Annotated in this window: 20 protein-coding genes; 13 read left to right on the plus strand and 7 right to left on the minus strand. The window is 70.8% G+C overall.

Annotation, left to right across the window (positions count from 1 at the left end):
* The first annotated feature begins 51 nt into the window (after window positions 1–51).
* Window positions 52–1164, plus strand: a complete 1113-nt coding sequence (locus ACIBEI_RS27700; protein WP_398892957.1) for a hypothetical protein — start codon at window positions 52–54, stop codon at window positions 1162–1164.
* Here ACIBEI_RS27700 and ACIBEI_RS27705 read toward each other — a convergent pair.
* Window positions 1085–1939 (minus strand): DUF4184 family protein, encoded by an 855-nt coding sequence (locus ACIBEI_RS27705; RefSeq protein WP_398892958.1) that lies wholly within the window; start codon window positions 1937–1939, stop codon window positions 1085–1087. The two genes, ACIBEI_RS27700 and ACIBEI_RS27705, sit on opposite strands and share 80 nt — an antisense overlap.
* A 347-nt stretch (window positions 1940–2286) precedes the next feature.
* Between ACIBEI_RS27705 and ACIBEI_RS27710 the strand changes: the two genes are divergently transcribed.
* The 3 genes from ACIBEI_RS27710 to ACIBEI_RS27720 all read left to right on the plus strand — a co-directional run bounded on the left by ACIBEI_RS27710 (window position 2287) and on the right by ACIBEI_RS27720 (window position 5373).
* The gene (locus tag ACIBEI_RS27710; RefSeq protein ID WP_398892959.1) at window positions 2287–3999 is read left to right on the plus strand and encodes a lytic transglycosylase domain-containing protein; all 1713 of its coding nucleotides are present in this window, start codon (window positions 2287–2289) and stop codon (window positions 3997–3999) included.
* Window positions 4000–4152: 153 nt separating this feature from the next.
* On the plus strand, window positions 4153–4287 hold the full coding sequence (locus ACIBEI_RS27715; protein WP_392775965.1) for an SPW_0924 family protein: 135 nt from the start codon (window positions 4153–4155) through the stop codon (window positions 4285–4287).
* Window positions 4288–4380: 93 nt separating this feature from the next.
* Window positions 4381–5373 carry a DUF3068 domain-containing protein gene (locus ACIBEI_RS27720; protein WP_398892960.1) on the plus strand — a complete coding sequence of 331 codons (993 nt, stop codon included), beginning with the start codon at window positions 4381–4383 and terminating at the stop codon, window positions 5371–5373.
* A 30-nt stretch (window positions 5374–5403) separates the two neighbouring features.
* Here the strand turns inward: ACIBEI_RS27720 and hrpB are convergent, their stop codons facing one another.
* A complete protein-coding gene (gene hrpB, locus ACIBEI_RS27725) occupies window positions 5404–7986 on the minus strand; it encodes an ATP-dependent helicase HrpB (protein ID WP_398892961.1) in 2583 nt (860 codons plus the stop codon).
* Window positions 7987–7990: 4 nt separating this feature from the next.
* Window positions 7991–8956, minus strand: a complete 966-nt coding sequence (locus ACIBEI_RS27730) for a class I SAM-dependent methyltransferase (protein ID WP_398892962.1) — start codon at window positions 8954–8956, stop codon at window positions 7991–7993.
* Between the two features lie 246 nt (window positions 8957–9202).
* On the opposite strand from ACIBEI_RS27730, the gene rpsA reads away from it, so the two are divergent.
* The 5 genes from rpsA (at window position 9203) to ACIBEI_RS27755 (ending at window position 14806) form a co-directional block, all read left to right on the plus strand.
* Complete coding sequence (gene rpsA, locus ACIBEI_RS27735; protein WP_362074233.1) at window positions 9203–10714, plus strand: 30S ribosomal protein S1; 1512 nt, start codon at window positions 9203–9205, stop codon at window positions 10712–10714.
* Between the two features lie 291 nt (window positions 10715–11005).
* Window positions 11006–12532 carry a flavin monoamine oxidase family protein gene (locus ACIBEI_RS27740; protein ID WP_398893064.1) on the plus strand — a complete coding sequence of 509 codons (1527 nt, stop codon included), beginning with the start codon at window positions 11006–11008 and terminating at the stop codon, window positions 12530–12532.
* Window positions 12533–12719: 187 nt separating this feature from the next.
* The gene (locus ACIBEI_RS27745) at window positions 12720–13658 is read left to right on the plus strand and encodes a PAC2 family protein (protein ID WP_364186065.1); all 939 of its coding nucleotides are present in this window, start codon (window positions 12720–12722) and stop codon (window positions 13656–13658) included.
* A gap of 100 nt (window positions 13659–13758) precedes the next feature.
* Complete coding sequence (coaE, locus tag ACIBEI_RS27750) at window positions 13759–14376, plus strand: dephospho-CoA kinase (RefSeq protein ID WP_398892963.1); 618 nt, start codon at window positions 13759–13761, stop codon at window positions 14374–14376.
* Window positions 14377–14425: 49 nt separating this feature from the next.
* On the plus strand, window positions 14426–14806 hold the full coding sequence (locus tag ACIBEI_RS27755) for a tetratricopeptide repeat protein (protein WP_055617514.1): 381 nt from the start codon (window positions 14426–14428) through the stop codon (window positions 14804–14806).
* A 140-nt stretch (window positions 14807–14946) separates the two neighbouring features.
* Here the strand turns inward: ACIBEI_RS27755 and ACIBEI_RS27760 are convergent, their stop codons facing one another.
* On the minus strand, window positions 14947–15210 hold the full coding sequence (locus ACIBEI_RS27760) for a DUF6343 family protein (protein WP_398892964.1): 264 nt from the start codon (window positions 15208–15210) through the stop codon (window positions 14947–14949).
* Window positions 15211–15245: 35 nt separating this feature from the next.
* On the opposite strand from ACIBEI_RS27760, the gene ACIBEI_RS27765 reads away from it, so the two are divergent.
* The 3 genes from ACIBEI_RS27765 to ACIBEI_RS27775 all read left to right on the plus strand — a co-directional run bounded on the left by ACIBEI_RS27765 (window position 15246) and on the right by ACIBEI_RS27775 (window position 17746).
* Window positions 15246–16283, plus strand: coding sequence for an acyltransferase domain-containing protein (locus ACIBEI_RS27765; RefSeq protein WP_398892965.1), 1038 nt, complete (start codon window positions 15246–15248; stop codon window positions 16281–16283).
* Between the two features lie 135 nt (window positions 16284–16418).
* The gene (locus ACIBEI_RS27770; RefSeq protein WP_398892966.1) at window positions 16419–17150 is read left to right on the plus strand and encodes a class I SAM-dependent methyltransferase; all 732 of its coding nucleotides are present in this window, start codon (window positions 16419–16421) and stop codon (window positions 17148–17150) included.
* A gap of 149 nt (window positions 17151–17299) precedes the next feature.
* On the plus strand, window positions 17300–17746 hold the full coding sequence (locus tag ACIBEI_RS27775; protein WP_398892967.1) for a DoxX family protein: 447 nt from the start codon (window positions 17300–17302) through the stop codon (window positions 17744–17746).
* A 106-nt stretch (window positions 17747–17852) separates the two neighbouring features.
* Here the strand turns inward: ACIBEI_RS27775 and ACIBEI_RS27780 are convergent, their stop codons facing one another.
* Entirely contained in the window at window positions 17853–18371 is a 519-nt protein-coding gene (locus ACIBEI_RS27780; protein ID WP_398892968.1) for an RNA-binding S4 domain-containing protein, read from the minus strand.
* 66 nt (window positions 18372–18437) lie between these two features.
* Here ACIBEI_RS27780 and ACIBEI_RS27785 point away from each other — a divergent pair, with 66 nt between their 5' ends.
* Window positions 18438–19163 (plus strand): uracil-DNA glycosylase, encoded by a 726-nt coding sequence (locus tag ACIBEI_RS27785; RefSeq protein ID WP_398892969.1) that lies wholly within the window; start codon window positions 18438–18440, stop codon window positions 19161–19163.
* Here ACIBEI_RS27785 and ACIBEI_RS27790 read toward each other — a convergent pair.
* Together ACIBEI_RS27790 and ACIBEI_RS27795 are read right to left on the minus strand one after the other, a co-directional pair.
* Window positions 19160–19567 carry a (2Fe-2S) ferredoxin domain-containing protein gene (locus ACIBEI_RS27790; RefSeq protein WP_398892970.1) on the minus strand — a complete coding sequence of 136 codons (408 nt, stop codon included), beginning with the start codon at window positions 19565–19567 and terminating at the stop codon, window positions 19160–19162. The genes ACIBEI_RS27785 and ACIBEI_RS27790 overlap by 4 nt on opposite strands.
* On the minus strand, window positions 19564–20319 hold the full coding sequence (locus ACIBEI_RS27795) for a GntR family transcriptional regulator (protein ID WP_398892971.1): 756 nt from the start codon (window positions 20317–20319) through the stop codon (window positions 19564–19566). The genes ACIBEI_RS27790 and ACIBEI_RS27795 overlap by 4 nt, the downstream gene beginning before the upstream one ends.
* Between the last annotated feature and the right edge of the window lie 186 nt (window positions 20320–20505).

Genomic DNA, 20505 nt, shown 5'->3' on the forward strand with positions numbered 1-20505 from the left:
CGTGGCCCCCGACCAGAAGCCCCCAGCGGAGCACCCCGCAAGGATGCGGGCATGGGTCCTCACATACGACACATACAGCGCGTACACGTACAGCGCGTGCGGTACGTACGACACTGCCGCACCGCCCTCGTCGCAGCCCTCGCCTCCGTGCTCCTCACCCCGGTCCCCGCCGTCGCGGCCACCGCGGCCAGCCCCAGAATCCCGGCCGGGGTCACGACCAGACGCGTTCCGGCCGACACCGCCGACTGGACCGACTGGCACCTCCGGCAGGGCGCCACGGGCCACCACGCCTCCTCGGCCGACCCCACCGACACCGTCACCTGCCAGGCTCCCCACGCCCCCGACCTGGCGGCCCGGCTGTCCCAGGACATCCAGGCGGCCCTGTCGGGGAGGGACGGCACGGTCTCCGTGGCGGTGCAGGACGACTCCGGACTGACCTGCGCACGCGCCAGTGAGCGGCAGTACGACTCGGCGAGCGTCGTCAAGGTGCTGATCATGGAGGGCCTGCTGCGCCGCGCCGAAGAGCTGGGGCGCCGACTCACGCAGTGGGAGGAGACGAACGTACGCCCCATGATCATCAGCTCCGACAACGACTCGGCCGTGCGCCTGTGGGCCGACCTGGGCCGCACCTACCTGAGCGACTTCCTCACCCGCGTCCGCACCACCGCCACCCTCCTGGGCCCGGGCGGCTACTGGGGCCTCACCCGCACCACGGCCACCGACCAGCTGCGTCTGCTGGACGTACTGACGAACGCCCAGTCCTTCCTCCGCACCCGCGCGTACGGCCTGAAACTGCTCTCAGAGGTCCGCGCGGACCAGCGGTGGGGCGTCCCCGCGGGCATGCCGCAAGGGCTGACGGCACACGTCAAGAACGGCTGGCTGCCCCGAGCCACCCACGGCTGGCGCGTCCACAGCATCGGCGCCTTCACCGGCGAGGGCCGCAGCTACCGCATCGTCGTCCTGTCCCACGACAACCCCACGATGGCGTACGGCGTCCGCACCATCGAGCGCATAGCCCAGGCGGTCCACCGGGGTCTGGGTCAGGGCCGCGGCCTCGGCCGGGACCTCACGCCGGAGACCGTGATCAGCGAGGAGTCGGACGGCTCGGCTCCGTACGAACCGCTACCGGGCTGGGACGAACCGGAGCCGGACGCCACACCCTGACCGCCACGCCGTACAGCACGAGGCCGACGGCCAGACCCGCCCCCGCCCCGAAGCACACGGTGGGAATCAGCTCCCAGGGCTTCGCGCTCGCCGACCAGTGGTCCCACCACCGCGTCGCCCGCCGCACCGCGGCCACCGTCGCGCAGCCACCGATCACGGCCGCCGCGAGCCACCGGTCCCGTACGGACAGCACCGGCACCCCCACGGGCTCCGTGTCGTGCTGGCGCCGCAGGGCGACCACGACGAAGGCGGCGATCACCACCGCGGCGACCGCCGAACCGCCGTACTGCAGATACCAGTAGAGCGGCGAGCCCGCGATCTCCTGCCCGAGGACCGGAAAGACGCGCATGCCCCACCGGTCGAGATGCGTGAACGCGTCCCACACGACATGCGTCAGGGAACCGGCCACCGCGGACACGTACCACCACAGGGCCAGTGCGGGCCCCACGCGGGCGCGCGGCGCACCACAGCGCAGGAGAGCCCCGACCCGTCCCTGCCGGCCGCGCGGCAGCAGAGCCACCAGCGGCTCGCGCAGCACCAGCCAGGTGCCCACGAGCGCCCAGGCGACCAGCACATCGACCGTGAACACCCCGGTGAAGGAGTGCGTGAAGTCGCCGAACTCCATGGCCTCCGGCAGCACACTCGCCGCGTAATAGGTCATGTCGGGCGCGAACGATCCGGCCACGAGCAGGGCCGGAACCAGTCGGCCGCGTCCGGTCCCGTCGGTGCGCACGGCAGGCAGAACGGCCGCGGCATGGCTGAGGGTGAACGGCAACGGGGCTCCTTGCGAACGACATTGACCGCACGCGACGGCCGGTACTGACCGCACGCGACGGCCGGTACTGACCGCATGCGACGGCCCGGTGATCCCGGAACGGTCTCGACGATCCCTTGATCGATGACGCTCAGTATGCGGTCGGCAGTTCCCGTCGGCCCCGCATGCCCCCAAGAACCCAGGGCAGGAGAAACGCGATATGGCCAACCGGTGAAAAACGGGCACGAACGGGTGTCTGCGCAACGGAAGTTGTCGTAGGGTCGCCTGGGTCGCCGTACGGGGGAGTGCGGCCGGACAACAGGAAACGCGCGAGGCGCGGGCGATCGTCCACGGGAGGGGTTCACGCAATGGCGGCGCAATTCGGCAGGCGAGTTGTCAAGGGGGCGGCAACCACCGCTGTGGCCGCGGTCGCGGTCGCGGCGCTGTCCGCGTCCCAGGCGCCGGGCGTGACCGACACCGCACAGGGCAGACAGAACACCGGCTCCCAGCCCTCGTCCGACCCGGACGCCGACAACAGCGCCACCGGCAACTCGCCGTACTACACCGACCTCCCGCCGCTCAACAGCCCCACCCCGACGCCCACCACGGGCACCGGAACGCCGACCGGTACGGGCGAGGCCGAGGCCGGCATACCCGCGACCGTCCTCGACGCCTACAAGAAGGCCGAGGCGGCGCTGGGCGAATCCAAGCCCGGCTGCAACCTGCCCTGGCAACTCCTCGCGGCCATCGGCAAGGTCGAGTCCGGCCAGGCCCGCGGCGGCCGCGTCGACGCCAACGGCACCACGATCACCCCGATCCTCGGCCCGGTCCTCAACGGCAACGGCTTCGCGAGGATCACCGACACCGACGGCGGCGCTTACGACGGGGACACCACCCACGACCGTGCCGTGGGCCCCATGCAGTTCATCCCCTCCACCTGGGAGTGGTCGGGCCGCGACGGCAACGGCGACGGCAAGAAGGACCCCAACAACATCTACGACGCGGCCCTCGCCGCCGGCGGCTACCTGTGCCGGTTCGGCTGGGACCTGTCGGACAAGGCCGACCTCAGGCGCGCGATCCTCAGCTACAACAACTCGACGCACTACCTGAACACGGTCCTGTCGTGGCTGGAGTACTACCGCAAGGGCACCCACGAGGTCCCGGACGGTACGGGCACGCTGCCCTCCGGCCGCAGCGACGACAACAACGGGTCGAGCTCCTCCCCGACGCCGACACCGACGCCGCCGGGCACGACCCCGCCCAGCTCCCAGAATCCGGGCGGTGGCGGTTCCACGAGCCCGAGCCCGAAGCCGCCCACCACGACCCCGCCGCCGAGCACGCCGCCGACGACTCCCGCCACGCCCACCGACACGGTGGACCACCTGGAGGACGCGGGCACCGCCAAGCTCACCGCGACCGCGGGCGACGCCTTCGCCGAGAAGATCGCCACCCGGACCGAGACGGAGGCCGGCAAGGCTGTCGCGAAGGTCCGGGTCCGGTTCACGATCGTCGGTGACACCGACTCCGTCTTCACCGGCGGCGAGAGCGTCGCGACCGTCGTCACCAACAGCTCCGGCGTGGCCACCGCGCCCGCGCTCAAGGCCGGTGAGAAGACGGGCGACTTCACGGTCCGCGCCACCGTCGTCGGCCGTGCCGTCTCCGGCCTCGACTACAAGGCGACGGTCACCGCGCGCCAGGCCGACGCCCTCGCCCGTACGGGCGACACCGCGCTGACCTGCGTCGCGGGCGGCGAGTTCGCGGACCAGGTCGAGCTGAAGGCAACCTACAAGGGCGCCGCCGCGGACGGCGTCGCGGCCACCGCCACGCTCATCAAGGCGGCGGACGACGCGACCGCCAACGACAAGGGCCCCTACTTCAAGGACGCGGACGGCAAGACCGTACGGACCCTCGCGGGCCTCAAGACGGACGCGAACGGCCTGTTGAAGCTGCCGAAGCTGTACGCGGACGACACGGCCGGCACGTTCCTGCTCCGCATCAACACCACCGGCGGCGCGACGCTGACGGTCGAGCTGAAGGTGACGGCCGCTCCTTCCTCCTCGCCGAGCCCCTCCGCCTCGTAGCCTCGTAGGCCTTCAGAACGACGGTGTCCTTCCACCCGGCCGGGTGGAAGGACACCGTCGTTCTGTGTGTGCAACGTGTTCTCATCTCGCCCGCCCGTTGCTACGGTGCCCGACCTGACGATGTATCAGCTTCGCCGAGTCGGGAGGCCCCGCATGCGTGCCCTGATCGCCGCCGCGACCGGTCTCGCCGTCGCGCTCGCGCTCGTCCTCACCATCACGGCCATGGGCTCGCCGACGGGCAAGACATCACCCAAGCCGCTACTCACCACCATCCCCAGCCACCCGTGACACACCAGCCACCTGTGGCACACGCCCGCAACGCCCGCCCATGACGCACAGCCCCATGACACACGCCCCCAACGCACAGGGAGGGCCGCCGAGATGCGCCGCAAGGCCAGCCTGATCCTGCTCGCCCTCGCCGTGTTCTTCGCGGCGCTGTCCCCGCTGATGCGCTGGTACGCCTTCCCGCGCCTCGCCAAGATCCCGGCCGGCCAGTACCAGGACATGGTCCTGGAGGCGAAGGACGCGACCCTCCTCGACTACGGCACGATGAAGGCCAAGAAGGTCGACAAGGTCACCATCGTGCAGACCCTCAAGGGCAACGTCGAGGCCTCCGAGAGGATCGAGAAGACCGCGGGCCGCGACGTCGTCGTCTGGGACGGCCTCTCCTACGTCCAGGGCCCCGACGGCAAGATGGTCTCCAAGATCCCCGAGCGCTACATCTTCGACGCGCACACCCAGGAACCCGTCCACGCCACCGGCGAGATGGTCGACGGCGACCCGGTCAAACGCGAGGGCATCGAGTTCAAGTGGCCCTTCCTCACGGAGAAGAGGGACTACGAGTACTTCGACGCACAGGCCCGCATCACCGCCCCGATCCACTACGAGGGCGAGCAGGACTTCCGCGGCGTAAACGTTTACTACTTCGAGCAGACCATCCCCTGGACCAAAGTCCCCTTCCCGCAGATCATGCCCGTCGAAGGCATCACTCCGGAGTCGGTCGCCAAGACGGGCACGACCCGCTGGTACACCACGGTCCGCAAGTTCTGGGTCGAACCCACCACCGGGGCACCCGTCTACGGGGAAGAGATCCACAAGGAGGAGCTGCGCGGCGGCACCCTCCTAGGGGGCCGCGAGAAGGTGACCGCCTTCGCCGGGCACGTGAAGATGCGCGAGGACTACATCCGCTCGACGGTCGACCTGGTCAAGTCCCAACGGCTGCTCGTCCTGCTGATGACCTCGTACCTGCCGTGGGGCTTCCTGGTCCTGGGCGCCGGGCTGCTGTCGCTCTCCCTCTACCTGGAGGCCCGCAGCCGCCGCCCCGGCGACCCCTCACCGACACCGACCCGCGAACCGGAACCGGTCGGCGCCTGAATCGAGGCTTCGATTCGCTCGGTTCGTCGCTCAGCGCCTGAGGCGCGCGTTCGTGTGCCGGGTCGGTTCCGCGGTCGCGGGGTCCTCGGGCCACGGATGCTTGGGATACCGGCCGCGCAGCTCCGCCCGTACGCCCCGGTAGCCGTCCCGCCAGAAGGACACCAGGTCGGACGTAACGGCCGCCGGGCGGCCCGCGGGCGACAGCAGATGCACGACCACGGGCACCCCGGCGACGGCCGGTGACTCCCGTGCCCCGAACATCTCCTGCAACTTCACCGCCAGCACGGGCCGTTCGGGATCCGCGTAGTCGACCCGGATCCTGGACCCGCTCGGCACCTCGATGCGCTCCGGCGCCAGCTCGTCGAACCGGACCGCCTCCCCGGACGCCCACGGCAACAGCCGGGCCAGCGCCTGTCCGGCGTCGATCCGCTCCAGATCGGCCCGCCGCAGGGCCCGGCCCAACTCCGGCTCCAGCCATTCGTCCACGCGCGCGTGCAGCGCGTCGTCCGACACATCGGGCCAGGGGGCACCGAGCCGGTGGTGGAGGAACCCGAGCCGCTGCCGCAGCACTTCGGCGTCCCGGGACCACCGCAGCACCCCGAACCCCTCGTCCCTCAACCCCTCAAGCAGCGCCTCCCGTACGAGCCCGGGCTCGGCGTTCCGCAACGGCCGCACCGCCAGCTCCACCGCGCCCAGCCGCTCGACCCGCCGCGCCACGACGTCACCGTCGGCCCAGCGCACCTCGTCGCCCTTGCCGTACAGGGCCCCGGCCGCTTCGCGCGCGACCCCCTCGTCCACCACGGCCCCGAGCCGCACGCGCGCGTGCCCCGCACCGACGGGCCGGTCGGCGACGGCGACAGCGATCCAGGCCGCGTCCCGCAGCCCACTCCCGTCACCCACCTCGGCCCGAGTACCGGACACCATGAGAAACGAGCCCCCTTGCTTCCGGGCAACCCGCTCGGGAAAGGCAAGAGCGGCGACGAGCCCGACGGCGTGATCGTCGGTAGGGGCTTCGCCTGGGCGCGCCCCTAGAGGGGCGCGGGGAACTGCGCGACCAGCCACGGACGGCCCGCAGGTATCGAACGGCGCATCCCGCGGAGCGCTCGGCGCGGGCGCCGACGCGGCCCGCAGCCGCCGAACCTCCGCACGCCACCTTCCGGCGTAGGCGTCACGGCCGCGCCGGGCACCCCTCAACGCGGACGCAAGATCATCCCCGTACTCCCGCGGCGGCTCCTCACTCAAGAGGGCAACCACCTCCGCGGAGCGCTCCGCACCCACGGAGTGCCCCGCGTCCAGCAACGCCCGCCCCAGCCGCGGATGCAGCCCGAGCCGCGACATCCGTACCCCTCGCTCCGTCGGACGCCCGTCGGAGCCCACCGCACCGATGGCCTCCAGAACGCCCCGAGCGGCCGCCATGGCCCCTCCCGGCGGCGGATCCAGCAGAGCCAGCCCCGAGGCGTCGGGATCGCCCCAGCAGGCCGCCTGGAGGGCGAACGCCGTCAGGTCGCCCACCTTGATCTCCGGCGCCGGGAAACGCGACAGCCGCCCGTCCTCCGCCTCCGCCCAGCACCGGTACACCGCACCAGGGGCCTCGCGCCCGGCGCGCCCCGCCCGCTGCCGACCGGCCGCCTGCGAGGCCCGTACCGTCGCCAACGCGCTCAGCCCCCGCGCGTGATCGACCCGCGGCTCCCGCGCGAGACCGGAGTCCACGACCACCCGCACCCCCGGGACCGTCAACGACGACTCGGCCACCGACGTCGCGAGGACCACCCGGCGCCGCGTGCCCCCGGACAGCACCGCGTCCTGCACCGCGGCCGGCGCCCGGCCGTGCACCTGAAGCACCTCGACGTCACCGAGCCCGCCGAGCTGCCCGGCGACCCGCGCGATCTCCCCGACACCGGGCAGGAAGCACAGGACGTCCCCGTCGCGTTCGGAAAGGGCCCGCCGCACCACCGACGCCACATGCGTCAGCAGCACCGGGTCCACCCGCATGCCGTGCGGTGGCCGCACAGGGCGTACGGGCGGCGCCCAGACCACCTCGACCGGATGGGACACACCCTGCGCCTCGACCACCGGCACCTCGCCCAGCAGCCTCGCCCACCCCTCGGCATCGGTCGTCGCGGAGGCGGCCACCAACCGCAACTCCGGGCGCAGAGCGGCCTGTACGTCCAGCAGGAACGCGGCCACCGTGTCGGCGTCCAGATGCCGTTCGTGGCACTCGTCGAGCACGACCACGTCGACGCCCGTCAGTTCCTGGTCCCGCTGGAGCCGTTGCAGCAGCACACCGGTCGTGACGACCTCCACACGCGCGCGTGGCCCCACAACCCGCTCCCCGCGCACCGTGTACCCGACGCTCTCGCCGGCCTTCTCGCCCAGCAGCCACGCCATCCGCCGTGCGGCCGCCCGCGCCGCGATCCGCCGCGGCTCGGCGACCACGACCCGGCGTACGGGCCCGTCGCCGACCAGACCGGCCAGCACGAGCGGCACGAGGGTCGTCTTGCCGGTGCCGGGCGGCGCGACCAGCACGGCACCCCCGTGCGCGTCCAGGGCCGCACCCAGGCCGGGCAGCGCACCGCGTACGGGCAGGAGGTCGAGGGCGTCGTAACGGATCACACGCTCAGTCCCGTACGCACACGAAGATCGCCGACCCCGGGATGAGGTTTCCCCGAAGGGGCGACCAGCCGCCCCACTCCTGGGTGTTCCAGGCGGGCCACTGCGGCTCGACCAGGTCGACCAGCCGGAAACCGCCCGCCACCACGTCCCGGACGCGGTCGCCGACCGTCCTGTGGTGCTCGACGTACACCGCGCGGCCCGCGTCGTCCTGCTCGACGTACGGCGTGCGGTCGAAGTACGACGAGGTCACGGTCAGGCCCTCGGGGCCGGGCTCGTCCGGGAAGGCCCAGCGGATCGGGTGCGTGACGGAGAAGACGAACCGGCCGCCGGGCCGCAGCACCCTGTGCACCTCCCTCAGGACAGTCACGGGATCCGCGACGAAGGGCAGCGCCCCGTAGGCGGAGCACGCCAGGTCGAAGGAGGCGTCCGCGAACGGCAGCGCGCCGGCGTCCGCCTCCACCAGCCCCACCCCCTTGGCGCCGATCCGCAGGGCGTGCTGGAGCTGCCGGTGCGAGAGGTCCAGGGCGACCGGACGGGCCCCTTGCGCGGCCAGCCAGCGCGAGCACTGGGCGGCTCCCGCGCCGATCTCCAGGACGTCCTTTCCGGCCAGTTCCTCCATCGGTCCGAGCAGCTCGGCCTCGATCTCGTCGAGGCCCTCGGGACCCCATACGAAACGGTCGTCGCCGAGAAACGTGCCGTGCTCGACCTGGTACTCGTCCGCGTTCCGGTCCCACCAGCCACGATTGGCGCGGGTGCTCTCGCCGGACCCCGCCTCCCGTCGTGTCGCCTCGGGCTCGAACTGTTCGGGCTCTTGGATGATCGGCTCCCTCGTACTAATCTGCGGGCTCTTCCGTCCGACCCGTCCCCGGCGGGGGTCACGCAAGGGACGCCACAGGGCCCACGTGGCCTCGCGAGACAGGTCTTGTGCCGGGTATGCGGCGTTCCGCCCCGGGTGTGCGCCTTCGCGCATTGACCCTGTCCGGCTGCCCCCGTATGCTACAAGTTGCGCTGCGGGCCTGCGCTCCTCAGACGTAGCAGGCTGCGCTCGCATCTGTTGTATGTCCCCTCGGTTTTCGAGGCGCCACCGGCAAGTGTTCGTTCTGGAACACGGCCCGGATTCGGCGCTTCCTTGGCTGTCCGGCTTCTTCAGAGCGAAACGGGCTCCCGGCGTAAGCAGTACCTACGACTCACTGTCCGTACCGGAGCCCTTTCCCACATGACGAGCAGCACCGAGACCACCGCCACCACCCCGCAGGTTGCGGTCAACGACATCGGAAACGAGGAAGCCTTCCTCGCCGCGATCGACGAGACGATCAAGTACTTCAACGACGGCGACATCGTCGACGGCGTCATCGTGAAGGTCGACCGGGACGAGGTCCTGCTCGACATCGGTTACAAGACCGAAGGTGTCATCCCGAGCCGCGAGCTCTCGATCAAGCACGACGTCGACCCGAACGAGGTCGTCAAGGTCGGCGACGAGATCGAAGCCCTTGTTCTCCAGAAGGAGGACAAGGAAGGCCGCCTGATCCTCTCGAAGAAGCGCGCCCAGTACGAGCGCGCCTGGGGCACCATCGAGAAGATCAAGGAAGAGGACGGCATCGTCACCGGTACCGTCATCGAGGTCGTCAAGGGTGGTCTCATCCTCGACATCGGCCTCCGTGGCTTCCTGCCGGCTTCTCTCGTCGAGATGCGCCGTGTCCGCGACCTCCAGCCCTACGTGGGCAAGGAGCTCGAGGCGAAGATCATCGAGCTGGACAAGAACCGCAACAACGTGGTCCTGTCCCGCCGCGCCTGGCTCGAGCAGACCCAGTCCGAGGTTCGCCAGACGTTCCTCACCACCCTGCAGAAGGGTCAGGTCCGCTCCGGCGTCGTCTCCTCGATCGTCAACTTCGGTGCGTTCGTGGACCTGGGCGGCGTCGACGGTCTGGTCCACGTCTCCGAGCTTTCCTGGAAGCACATCGACCACCCCTCCGAGGTTGTCGAGGTCGGCCAGGAGGTCACCGTCGAGGTTCTCGACGTCGACATGGACCGCGAGCGTGTCTCCCTGTCGCTGAAGGCGACGCAGGAAGACCCGTGGCAGCAGTTCGCCCGCACCCACCAGATCGGCCAGGTCGTGCCCGGAAAGGTCACGAAGCTGGTTCCGTTCGGTGCGTTCGTCCGCGTGGACGAGGGCATCGAGGGTCTGGTGCACATCTCCGAGCTGGCCGAGCGCCACGTGGAGATCCCGGAGCAGGTCGTCCAGGTCAACGACGAGATCTTCGTCAAGGTCATCGACATCGACCTCGAGCGTCGCCGGATCTCGCTGTCCCTGAAGCAGGCCAACGAGTCCTTCGGTGCCGACCCGGCCTCGGTCGAGTTCGACCCGACGCTCTACGGCATGGCCGCGTCGTACGACGACCAGGGCAACTACATCTACCCCGAGGGCTTCGACCCCGAGACCAACGACTGGCTCGAGGGCTACGAGTCCCAGCGCGAGGTGTGGGAGAACCAGTACGCCGAGGCGCAGACGCGCTTCGAGCAGCACCAGGCTCAGGTCATCAAGTCCCGCGAGGCGGACGCCCAGGCCGAGGCCGAGGGTGTCACCACCCCGGGTGCGGCTCCGGCCGCCTCCGGTGGCAGCGGCGGCGGCGGTTCGTACTCCTCGGAGTCGGACGACAACTCCGGCGCCCTGGCGTCGGACGAGGCGCTGGCCGCCCTCCGCGAGAAGCTGGCCGGAGGCCAGAGCTGATCGCTCACCTCCAGGCAGTAACTGGCTGGTGACTGCGGGCCCGCACCCTTCTGGGTGCGGGCCCGCAGTGCGTTGACCGGCAGAGGCATTCAGCCGGCCGGAAAGCTCGCGGTTGCAGAAACTTGCGGGATACATGAATAACTGACGGGCCGTAACCGGCCATTGGGAGGCTTCCTCGGTCGTTCAAGATCGAGAAGGGTAGCCCCAGTCATGGCACAGCCTCACAGCGGTCCTGGTACGAGTCGGCGTTCGTTCCTGCGCAAGGTGGGCCTCACCGGCGGCGCGGGCACGATGTTCGCCACCATGGGGGCCCTCGGCCTCGCCCCCACGGCCCAGGCCGCCCAACGCGAACAGCCCTTCTACGCCCCGAAGCCGAGCGACTTCACGCTCTCCGGACGCGGCGCGGCCAAGGTGGTCGTGGTCGGCGGCGGCATCGCCGGCCTCACGACCGCGTACGAACTCGGCAAGGCGGGCTACGACTGTACGGTCCTGGAGGCCAGGGACCGCACCGGTGGCCGCAACTTCACGGTGCGGGGCGGCGACACCACCACCGACCTGTACGGCAACCGGCAGACGGCCCGCTTCGGCGACGGGCAGTACATGAACGCGGGCCCGGCCCGTCTGCCCCAGTGGATGGTCACTCTTGACTACTGCCGCGAACTCGGCGTCCCGGTCGAGGTGTTCACCAACGTCAACGCGGACGCGTACCTCTTCAACGAGTCGGCCGGCATGACCGAGCCGATGCGGTACCGAACGGCGAAGGCCGATGTCTACGGGTACGTCTCGGAGTTGCTCGCCAAGGCCACCGACACGGGCGCTCTCGACGCGGAGTTGACCGCCGAGGACCGGGAGAGGCTCGTCGAGTTCCTCAAGGACTTCGGTGACCTGGGGAACACGCTGGACTACACGGGCGGCGAGCGCCGCGGATACGACGTCGTCCCCGCGGCCGCGGGCACCCCCGGTGTGCTCCTCGGCGACGTCCCGTCCGCCTCCGAGGTGTTCGCGAGCGGCGTCGGCCGCTACTTCTCCTTCGAGTTCGGCTTCGACCAGGCGATGCTGATGTTCCAGCCGGTGGGCGGCATGGACCGGATACCGCGTGCCCTGACCAGGGCGATCGGGGGCCATCGGATACGTACGGGGGCCGTCGTCTCGAAGATCACCGACAAGGGGAGCGGCGTCACCGTCACGTACGCCCAGGGCGGGCGTACCAGGAGCATCGACGCCGACTACTGCGTCGGCGCGCTGCCGCCCAACATCCTCGCCAGGATTCCGCACAACCTCGGCGCGGGCGTACAGACCGCTCTGGAGGCGATCACTCCGTCGTCCGCGGCCAAGATCGGTCTGGAGTACCGCTCCCGCTGGTGGGAGCTCGACCACCGCATCTACGGCGGCATCACCGAGACCGACCAGGACGTCACCCACATCTGGCACCCGTCCCACGGCTTCCACGGCGAGCGCGGCGTCATGATCGGCTACTACAACTACGGGGCCGACGCGGACACGTACGCGAAGCTCACGCCCAGAGAGCGCGAGAAGCGTGCGGTCGCCGCGGGAGTGAAGATCTACGGGCCGAAGTACCGCACCGAACTGGCGTCCTCGTTCTCCCACCACTGGCGCCAGACGCCCCACCTGGAGGCCGCCTGGCACGACACCGCCGGAGGCCCCGACCACGCCCGCTACAAGCCGCTCAACGAGCCCACGGGGCGCGTGTACTTCGCCGGCGACTGGCTCAGCTACACGGACGCCTGGCAGCACGGCGCGTTCACGTCCGCCCGCAAGGCCGTCACCGCGCTCCACGCGCGCGTGCTGGCGTCGTAGCGCCGGCAATGGCGTCGTCATGGCGTCGTTGCACTGTTATGGGGTCACTGCACTGTCATGGCGAGGTCAAGCTGCGGGTCGCGGCGCATGAGAAGCCGGTAAAAGGGGGCAGCGAACGGGCGTGAGCGGGGAATGCTCGTGTCCTGGTCCGCGTTGTGGAGTACGAACACGAGGAGGAGCGGTCACTGTGCTTGATCCGCAGGGTTTGTACGCATGGGAGCCGAAGGGCCTGGCTGTCGTCGACATGGCGCTCGCCCAGGAGTCGGCCGGTCTTGTCATGCTCTACCACTTCGACGGATACATCGACGCGGGCGAGACCGGCGACCAGATCGTCGACCGGCTGCTCGACTCGCTGCCCCACCAGGTCGTGGCCCGCTTCGACCACGACAGGCTCGTGGACTACCGCGCCCGGCGCCCGCTGCTGACGTTCAGGAGCGACCGCTGGGCCGACTACGAGGAGCCCACGCTGGACGTGCGGCTCGTCCAGGACGCCACCGGCGCGCCCTTCCTGCTGCTCTCCGGCCCCGAGCCGGACGTCGAGTGGGAGCGCTTCGCCGCGGCCGTCCAGCAGATCGTGGAGCGCCTCGGCGTGCGCCTGTCCGTGAACTTCCACGGCATTCCCATGGGTGTACCGCACACGCGCCCCGTGGGCCTCACGCCGCACGGCAACCGCACGGACCTCGTCCCGGGCCATCGCAGCCCCTTCGACGAGGCCCAGGTCCCCGGCAGCGCGGAGTCGCTGGTCGAGTACCGCCTGATGCAGGCCGGACACGACATCCTGGGCGTCGCCGCCCATGTGCCGCACTACATCGCGCGCTCTCCGTACCCGGACGCGGCGCTGACCGTCATGGAGGCCATCACGGCCGCCACCGGTCTGGTACTGCCCGGGATCGCGCACGCCCTGCGCACCGAGGCGCACCGCACGCAGACCGAGATCGACCGGCAGATCCAGGAGGGCGACGAGGAACTGGTCGCGCTCGTCCAGGGACTTGAGCACCAGTACGACGCGGCCGCGGGCGCCGAGACGCGGGGCAACATGATGGCCGAGCCGGTGGAGATTCCGTCCGCGGACGAGATCGGGCTTGAGTTCGAGCGGTTCCTGGCGGAGCGGGAGGGCGACGCGTAGCGCTTCGCCTTGAGGCCCGTATGCCATCTGCGGGTGCGTCGTGGCTTGGCGCGCAGTTCCCCGCGCCCCTTTGGGCGCGGCCCCCTCTAAGCTCTTGGGCATGCTGAAGGTTGGTCTGACCGGTGGGATCGGTGCCGGCAAGAGTGAGGTGTCGCGGCTGCTCGTGGAGTACGGCGCCGTACTGATCGATGCCGACAGGATCGCGCGGGAGGTCGTGGCGCCGGGCACCGCGGGGCTCGCGGCGGTCGTCGACGCCTTCGGCGAGGACGTGCTCGCCGAGGACGGCAGCCTGGACCGGCCCAGGCTCGGGTCGATCGTCTTCGCGGACGCCGAGAAGCTCGCCGTGCTGAACTCGATCGTGCACCCCCTGGTGGGCGCGCGCTCCCACGAACTCGAAGAGGCCGCCGCGGAGGACTCCGTGGTCGTGCACGACGTCCCCCTGCTCGCCGAGAACGGCCTCGCGCCGCTCTACGACCTCGTGATCGTCGTCGACGCGAGCCCCGAGACCCAGCTCGACCGGCTCGTACGGCTGCGCGGCATGACCGAGGAGGACGCCCGCGCCCGTATGGCCGCCCAGGCCACGCGCGACAAGCGCCTGGAGATCGCGGACGTCGTCATCGACAACGACGTACCACTGGAAGCCCTGCAGCGGCGCGTACGGGACGTGTGGGCGGATCTGGTCCGTCGGGCCCGGACGGGCCGGGCGGCCTCGGAATAGTGGGCCCTTCGGGGGCGTTGATTCCGTGCAGTGAGGGAAGGACTCTGCCGTGCCCGAGACCAGCGGATTCACCGGACGTACTCCGGAGACGCATGTCATCGACTTCCGTGCCGCCGAGCAGTTGCTGGCCGCGCGGGATCCGCGGGGTGCGGTGAAGCTGCTGGACCGAGTCATCGCCGCACATCCCGAGAACACCGCGGCCCGGCTGCTGCGCGCGCGTGCCTTCTTCGCGGCCGCGCAACTGCGGCCCGCCGAACTGGAGTTCACCATCGTGCTGGAGCGCGAGCCGGACAACGCGTTCGCGCACTTCGCGCTCGCCCGCACCTATGAGCGCTCCGGCCGCTCCGACCAGGCCCTGCGCCACTTCAGGCTCGCGGCGGCGCTGGACCCGCAGCCGGAGTATCTGGCCGCGGCGCGCTTCGACTCCTGACGCGCCGGACGACTTCCGTGGCGCGGAACGGGTTCTGAGACGCGGGAGGACTTTCGTGGCGCGGAACGAGTTCTGAGACGCGGGACGACTTCCGACACGAGGCCATTGACCTTGAGGGCCCGGGCGGTGAAGTGCGGGCCCTAGAGGCGGTGTTCCGGGGGTCGGTACGGCGGGATGTCGGGGCCGGGCTGGTAGTGGGGGCCCTGGCGGATGTGCCTGAGGACCATCGCCAGATCGACGGTGACGATCAGCCACAGCACCCCGCAGGCGATCGCCCAGCCGGGCCGCCCGGCGACGGCGAAAGCGGCCGTCCCCGCGATCGCCCAGACAAGGCCCCACACGCTGAGCCACAGGCGCACTCTCAGCGCACTGCGCGCGGTCGTCGGTTCACTGCCCGTACGCATCGGGATCACTACTCCTACGGGGAAACGTACTCTTCGTGGTGCACGTTCACCAAGAGGCGGACGAACGGGGAGCAACTGTGCTGGTGGAGGAGCTGCGGGCGGACGAGAGGCTCGCCGGATGGCTGAAAGACCTGGAGAGCGAGGGCGAGCCCGACGGTCCACGGGCGCAGGACGTCCTGCCGGACGCGATCGCGCTGCCGGACGTCCTGCTCGACCTGTCCGTGCCGCACGAGTACGTCAACGAACTCGTCGCGCTGCGCGGCCGGCTGGTGGCGGACCCGGAGGCGATGACACTGCTGCGGCGGTGCGTCGCCCGGTTCGTACGGGGCATGGGGGAGATCGGCAAGGGGTGGGAGCCGCCCGCGTTCCCGGAGTCCACCGGAGCGCTCGGGCGCACCTTCCACGTGTTCGTCTTCATCGCCGCGCTGCCCTATGTGCGCGCCTATCACCTGCAGCGGGGCGTGCCGGCGGACGTGTCCCGGCGCACCCTCGCCGACCTGGGCCGGCACATGGCCGTGCACCGGCGACGCGTCGGCACCAGCGGGCTGCTGGTGCCCTGGTGGATCGGGCTGCACTTCCACGGGGAGCTGTACCAGCTCGGTCGGCTGCAGTTCCAGCGCGCGCGGCTCGGCGGCCACACGGGGGAGGCGGCCTCGGCCGCGGGACTCGACACCGGCCCCGGCGACCTCTGTCTGAGCGTGCACATCGCCGACTTCCGGGGGCCCCTTTCACCGGAGGCCTGCGACCAGTCGCTGTACCTGGCACGGGAGTTCTTCGCCCGCCACTACCCGGACGAGCGCTACGCGGTGGCGGAGTGCCACTCCTGGCTGCTCGACCGGCAGTTGCAGCGGTACCTTCCGGCGGACTCCAACATCGTGAGTTTCCAGGAGCGGTTCCAGATCGCGTACGAGGAGACCAAGGCGGACGACAAGGGTCCCGTGGGATTCGTCTTCGGCGACCCGGAGCTGCCCGTGGAGGAGCTGCCGCGGCGGACCAGGGTCGAGCGGGCGGTCGTGGACCATCTGCGGGCGGGCGGCCATTGGTACGGCGGTCATGGCTGGTTCGCGTGGTGACTGGAGGTTTTGTGACCAGCTCGCGCCATTAACGGTCAACTACCGATCAGTTCCTGGTCAGTTCGAGGTGTCACTCGAACGGGTGGTGTGGGCGGTGGTGGGAACGAGGCGGCGGGAACGGGCCGTTGTGCGGGTATGACGATCGAGATGCGTGAGGGATACGAGGGGACAGGACCCGGCGCCATCACGCCGGACGGCTGCGCGGTGGAGCTGTACTCGCGGCTGCCCGTCGGGGACGAGCCGGAGATCATCGCCGGGGCCGTGCCGGCGGGGGCGCACATTCTCGAACTGGGCAGCGGTGTGGGGCGTATGACCCACCCGCTCCTGGAGCGGGGCTTCACGGTGACGGCGGTGGACGAGTCGGCCGAGATGCTGGAGCGGGTGCGTGGGGCGCGCACGATATGCAGCCCCATCGAGACGCTCGACCTGGCGGGGGAGAAGTTCGACGTGGTGATGCTCGCGTCGTTCCTCGTGCACAACGGAGACGACGACGTGCGGCGCGGAATACTCGACGCCTGCCGGAGCCATGTCGCGGACGACGGGTGCGTGCTGATCCAGCGCGAGGGGGAGGACTACCACACGAATCTGCCGCGCGAGCGAACCGAGATACGGGTCCTTCCGGCCGGAGGCTGGGGGAGGCAGGAACCGAGCATGTTCACCATCCGGATGCTGTCGGCGGAGCCGGTCGGGAACGGGGTCAACTCGGTGCGGGTGGAGTATGTGTTCCCGGACGCGGTGTGGACGCAGACGTTCCTCGCCCGGCCGCTCACGAAGGAGGCGTTCGAGGAGGCGCTGGGGGAGTCGGGGCTGAAGGTCGACCGATATCTGACGGAGGACCGGGTGTGGGTTCGGGTGGTGCCGGCGTAAGGCCCTGAAGAGGGCGAAGGGCGAAGTCCCTTTGTGGGGTGACGAATCCTTCATGGGGCGACGAATTCTTCGTGGGGCGATGAGTTTCGGACACCGGGCCGGTCTTCCTCTGTGACAGCAACGCGCACCGCCTCACACAGGAGAGCCCCATGTCCGAGACCACCGCTTCCGTCACCTCCGGCACTGTCATCGCCGAGTCCGCGACCGCCCGTGGCCGTCGTGCACGCCTCGCCCTGCGGGGACTGCAGGTGCTGCTCGCCGTCTTCTACGCGTTCGCGAGCGCGCTGCCCAAGCTCATCGCGCACCCCTCCGCCGTCGAGGTGTTCAACGAGATGGGCTGGAGCAGCGCGGGGATGTACACCATCGGCGCGCTCGAACTGGCCGGTGCCGTCGCACTGTTGATCCCGGTGCTCTCATCGGTGGCGGCGGTGTCGCTGGGCGCGCTGATGGTGGGCGCGTTCATCACGCAGGTCACCGTCTTCGGAGGGGAGAACGCGGCTACCCCGCTCATCCTGATACTTCCGCTGGCACTCATAGCCTGGGCCCGGCGAAGGGACGCGGCCGAGCTGCCGAGGCTGATCGGTGGGCGCTCCTGAGCGCCCCTTCAGGGGCGCGGGGAACTGCGCGACGAGCCACAGACGGCCCGCGCCCGCACCCAGCGCACCCGCTTTCGCCTTCGCCCTGGCCCTCGCCCCGCCAGGGTCAAGGCGTAGGTGCCCCGAGGCTCCCATCAGGCGCCCCGAGCCCCCGCAACCGTTCCAGCTCGCGCCGATCCCGCTTGGTGGGCCGCCCCGCACCCCGGTCGCGGATCCCCGCCGGGGCGACGGCCTCGCGAGGCGGAGGCGGCGGACTGTTGTCCACAAGGCACTCGGCGGCGACAGACGCACCCACCCGCTTGCGGATCACACGCTTCACGACGACGACCCGCTCCCGCCCGTCGTGCCGCAGCCGGACCTCGTCACCGACGCGGACGGTGTGCGCGGGCTTGACGCGTTCGCCGTTCACCCGGACATGGCCTCCGCGGCAGGCGGCGGCACCCATCGAACGGGTCTTCACGAGGCGTACGGACCAGATCCAACTGTCGACGCGCACGGTCTCACCGGTCGCGGGCGCGGCCGCCTTCGCGGCTGCCTGCGTGGCTGCCTGCGCGTCGGCCACGGCGGCGTCGGAGCCGCCCGCGCCGGTCCCGCCCTTGCCGTTGCCCTGAGTCCCTGAAGCCATGGTCCGACCTTAGTCCTCGACGGGCGTGCGGTCGGAACCGTTTTCCGCCGGGCATACCGTGGGGGCATGGATCAGGAGTACGGCCTGGCCGAGCTGGACGAGCGGATCGCCGGGTGCCGGGCCTGCCCGCGGCTGGTCGACTGGCGGGAGGAGGTGGCCCGGACGAAACGGGCCGCCTTCGCGGACTGGACGTACTGGGGCCGCCCGGTGCCCGGCTTCGGGCCGCCGGACGCCTCGCTGCTCGTGGTCGGACTCGCGCCCGCGGCACACGGTGGGAACCGGACCGGGCGGATGTTCACGGGGGACCGGTCCGGGGACGTGCTGTACGCGGCGCTGCACGATGTGGGACTGGCGTCCCAGGCCACGTCCGTGAGCAGCGACGACGGGCTGGCCCTGCGCGGCGTACGCGTCACCTCGCCCGTGCACTGCGCGCCGCCCGCCAACAAGCCGACGCCGGAGGAGCGGGACACCTGCCAGCCCTGGCTGGTGAGCGAGCTGCGGCTGCTCAGGCCAACCCTCCGCGCGGTCGTCGTCCTCGGTGCCTTCGGCTGGCAGGCCGCGCTGCCCGCGTTCGCCGAGGCGGGATGGACGGTGCCCCGGCCCCGGCCGGCCTTCGCACACGGGGCACGGGTCACGCTGGACGGCCCGGACCGGCCGCTGGAGCTCTTCGGCTGCTTCCACGTGAGCCAGCGCAACACCTTCACGGGGCGGCTCACCCCCGAGATGCTGCGAAACGTGCTGCGCACGGCGGCGAAGGCGGCGGACCTGGCGACCCGACCGTACGAGGGCTAGCGTCGCGCCCGGTCCCGTTCGCCCGCCGACTGTACGAACTGCAGCTCAAGGGTGACCGGGGGAGGGGCGACACCCGGGCCGCCTGCCTGCGCCCAGCGGAGTATCTCGTCGGTGCAGTCGTCGCCCATCGACCAGCCGATCCAGACGGGCCGGCCGCCTCGTCTGCGACCCTCGCCCGAGGGCTGTACGACGATGATGTTGGCCTGATCGCACGGGCTGAGGCAGTCCGTCGTACGGACCGCGAGGCGTCCGCCGGAGGCCTCGGCCGCGGCGCGCAGGCGGTCCAGCTGCCACTCGTGGTCGTAGCCCGGGTACTTGCGGGCGTCGCCGCAGCAGCAGCCGCGGCAGACGACGAGCGTGCAGGGACGGGTCCTCGCCGCACCGACAGCCGTACGGACGGTCACGCTTCTCCCTCGGAGCCGGAGCCAGAGCCGGAGTTGGCGGTGGCGTCGGCCCTGGCATTGGCGTTGGCCCTGGCATGGGAGGCGGGGCCAGGGCCGGTGTCGCTGTCGCTGTCGCCGAAGAGGTGGCGCACCGTCGAGCGGTAGTTGGCCTGTACGTGGGCCAGAGCGTGGGCGCGGGCCCGATCACGGTCGCCGGAGGCGATGGCCGCGTACAACTCGCGGTGTTCGGCGAGGAGTTGGGGCCACTCCTCGTTCTGGCGGGTGAGCCAGCGGAGCCGGCCGTCGACCGGCTCCATCACGGAGATCAGCAGACCGTTTCCGGCCATCGCCAGGATCCGGTCGTGGAAACGGGTGTTGATGTCGGTGATCGCCTCCGCGTCGTCCGCGCGGGTCGCGGCGGCGGCGCGGTCGAGGAGCTCCTCCAGCTCGGCCAGATCGGCCCGGGTGGCGCGCTGCGCGGCCAGTCCGGTGGCGTACACCTCAAGGGCCTCGCGCAGTTCGAAGAGTTCCGCGACGTCCGTCGGGGTCAGGTGGCGTACGACCGTGCGGCGCGGGGTCTCGAAGAGGACGAAACCCTCGGCGACCAGGGCCCGGATCGCCTCGCGGACCGGTACGCGGGAGACCCCGAACCGCTCGGCCAGCTCGCGCTCGACCAGCCGGTCGCCGGGCAGCAGCCGCCCGGCGATGATCTCCTGCCGCAGCGAGCTGAGGACCCGCTCGCGCACCGCCCCCAGCGGTTCCACCGTTGTCATGGGTCCATCCTCGCCGAACCAGGGACGGTTTTACCGAGCTGTAACCGTACGGACATGGCGAGATGTCGTCGGCGGCGAGACCATGACCTCAGTTTGGTATACCAAAACTGCAAGCGGCTGATCCCCGGACCTCGGCTCTCAGCCTCCCCATGTCCCTCCCCGCGCCCCGCCTCGCACGCCCCCGTC

Origin of the sequence: Streptomyces sp. NPDC050988, assembly GCF_044456225.1 — a bacterium.
In the GTDB taxonomy this organism is placed as follows: domain Bacteria; phylum Actinomycetota; class Actinomycetes; order Streptomycetales; family Streptomycetaceae; genus Streptomyces.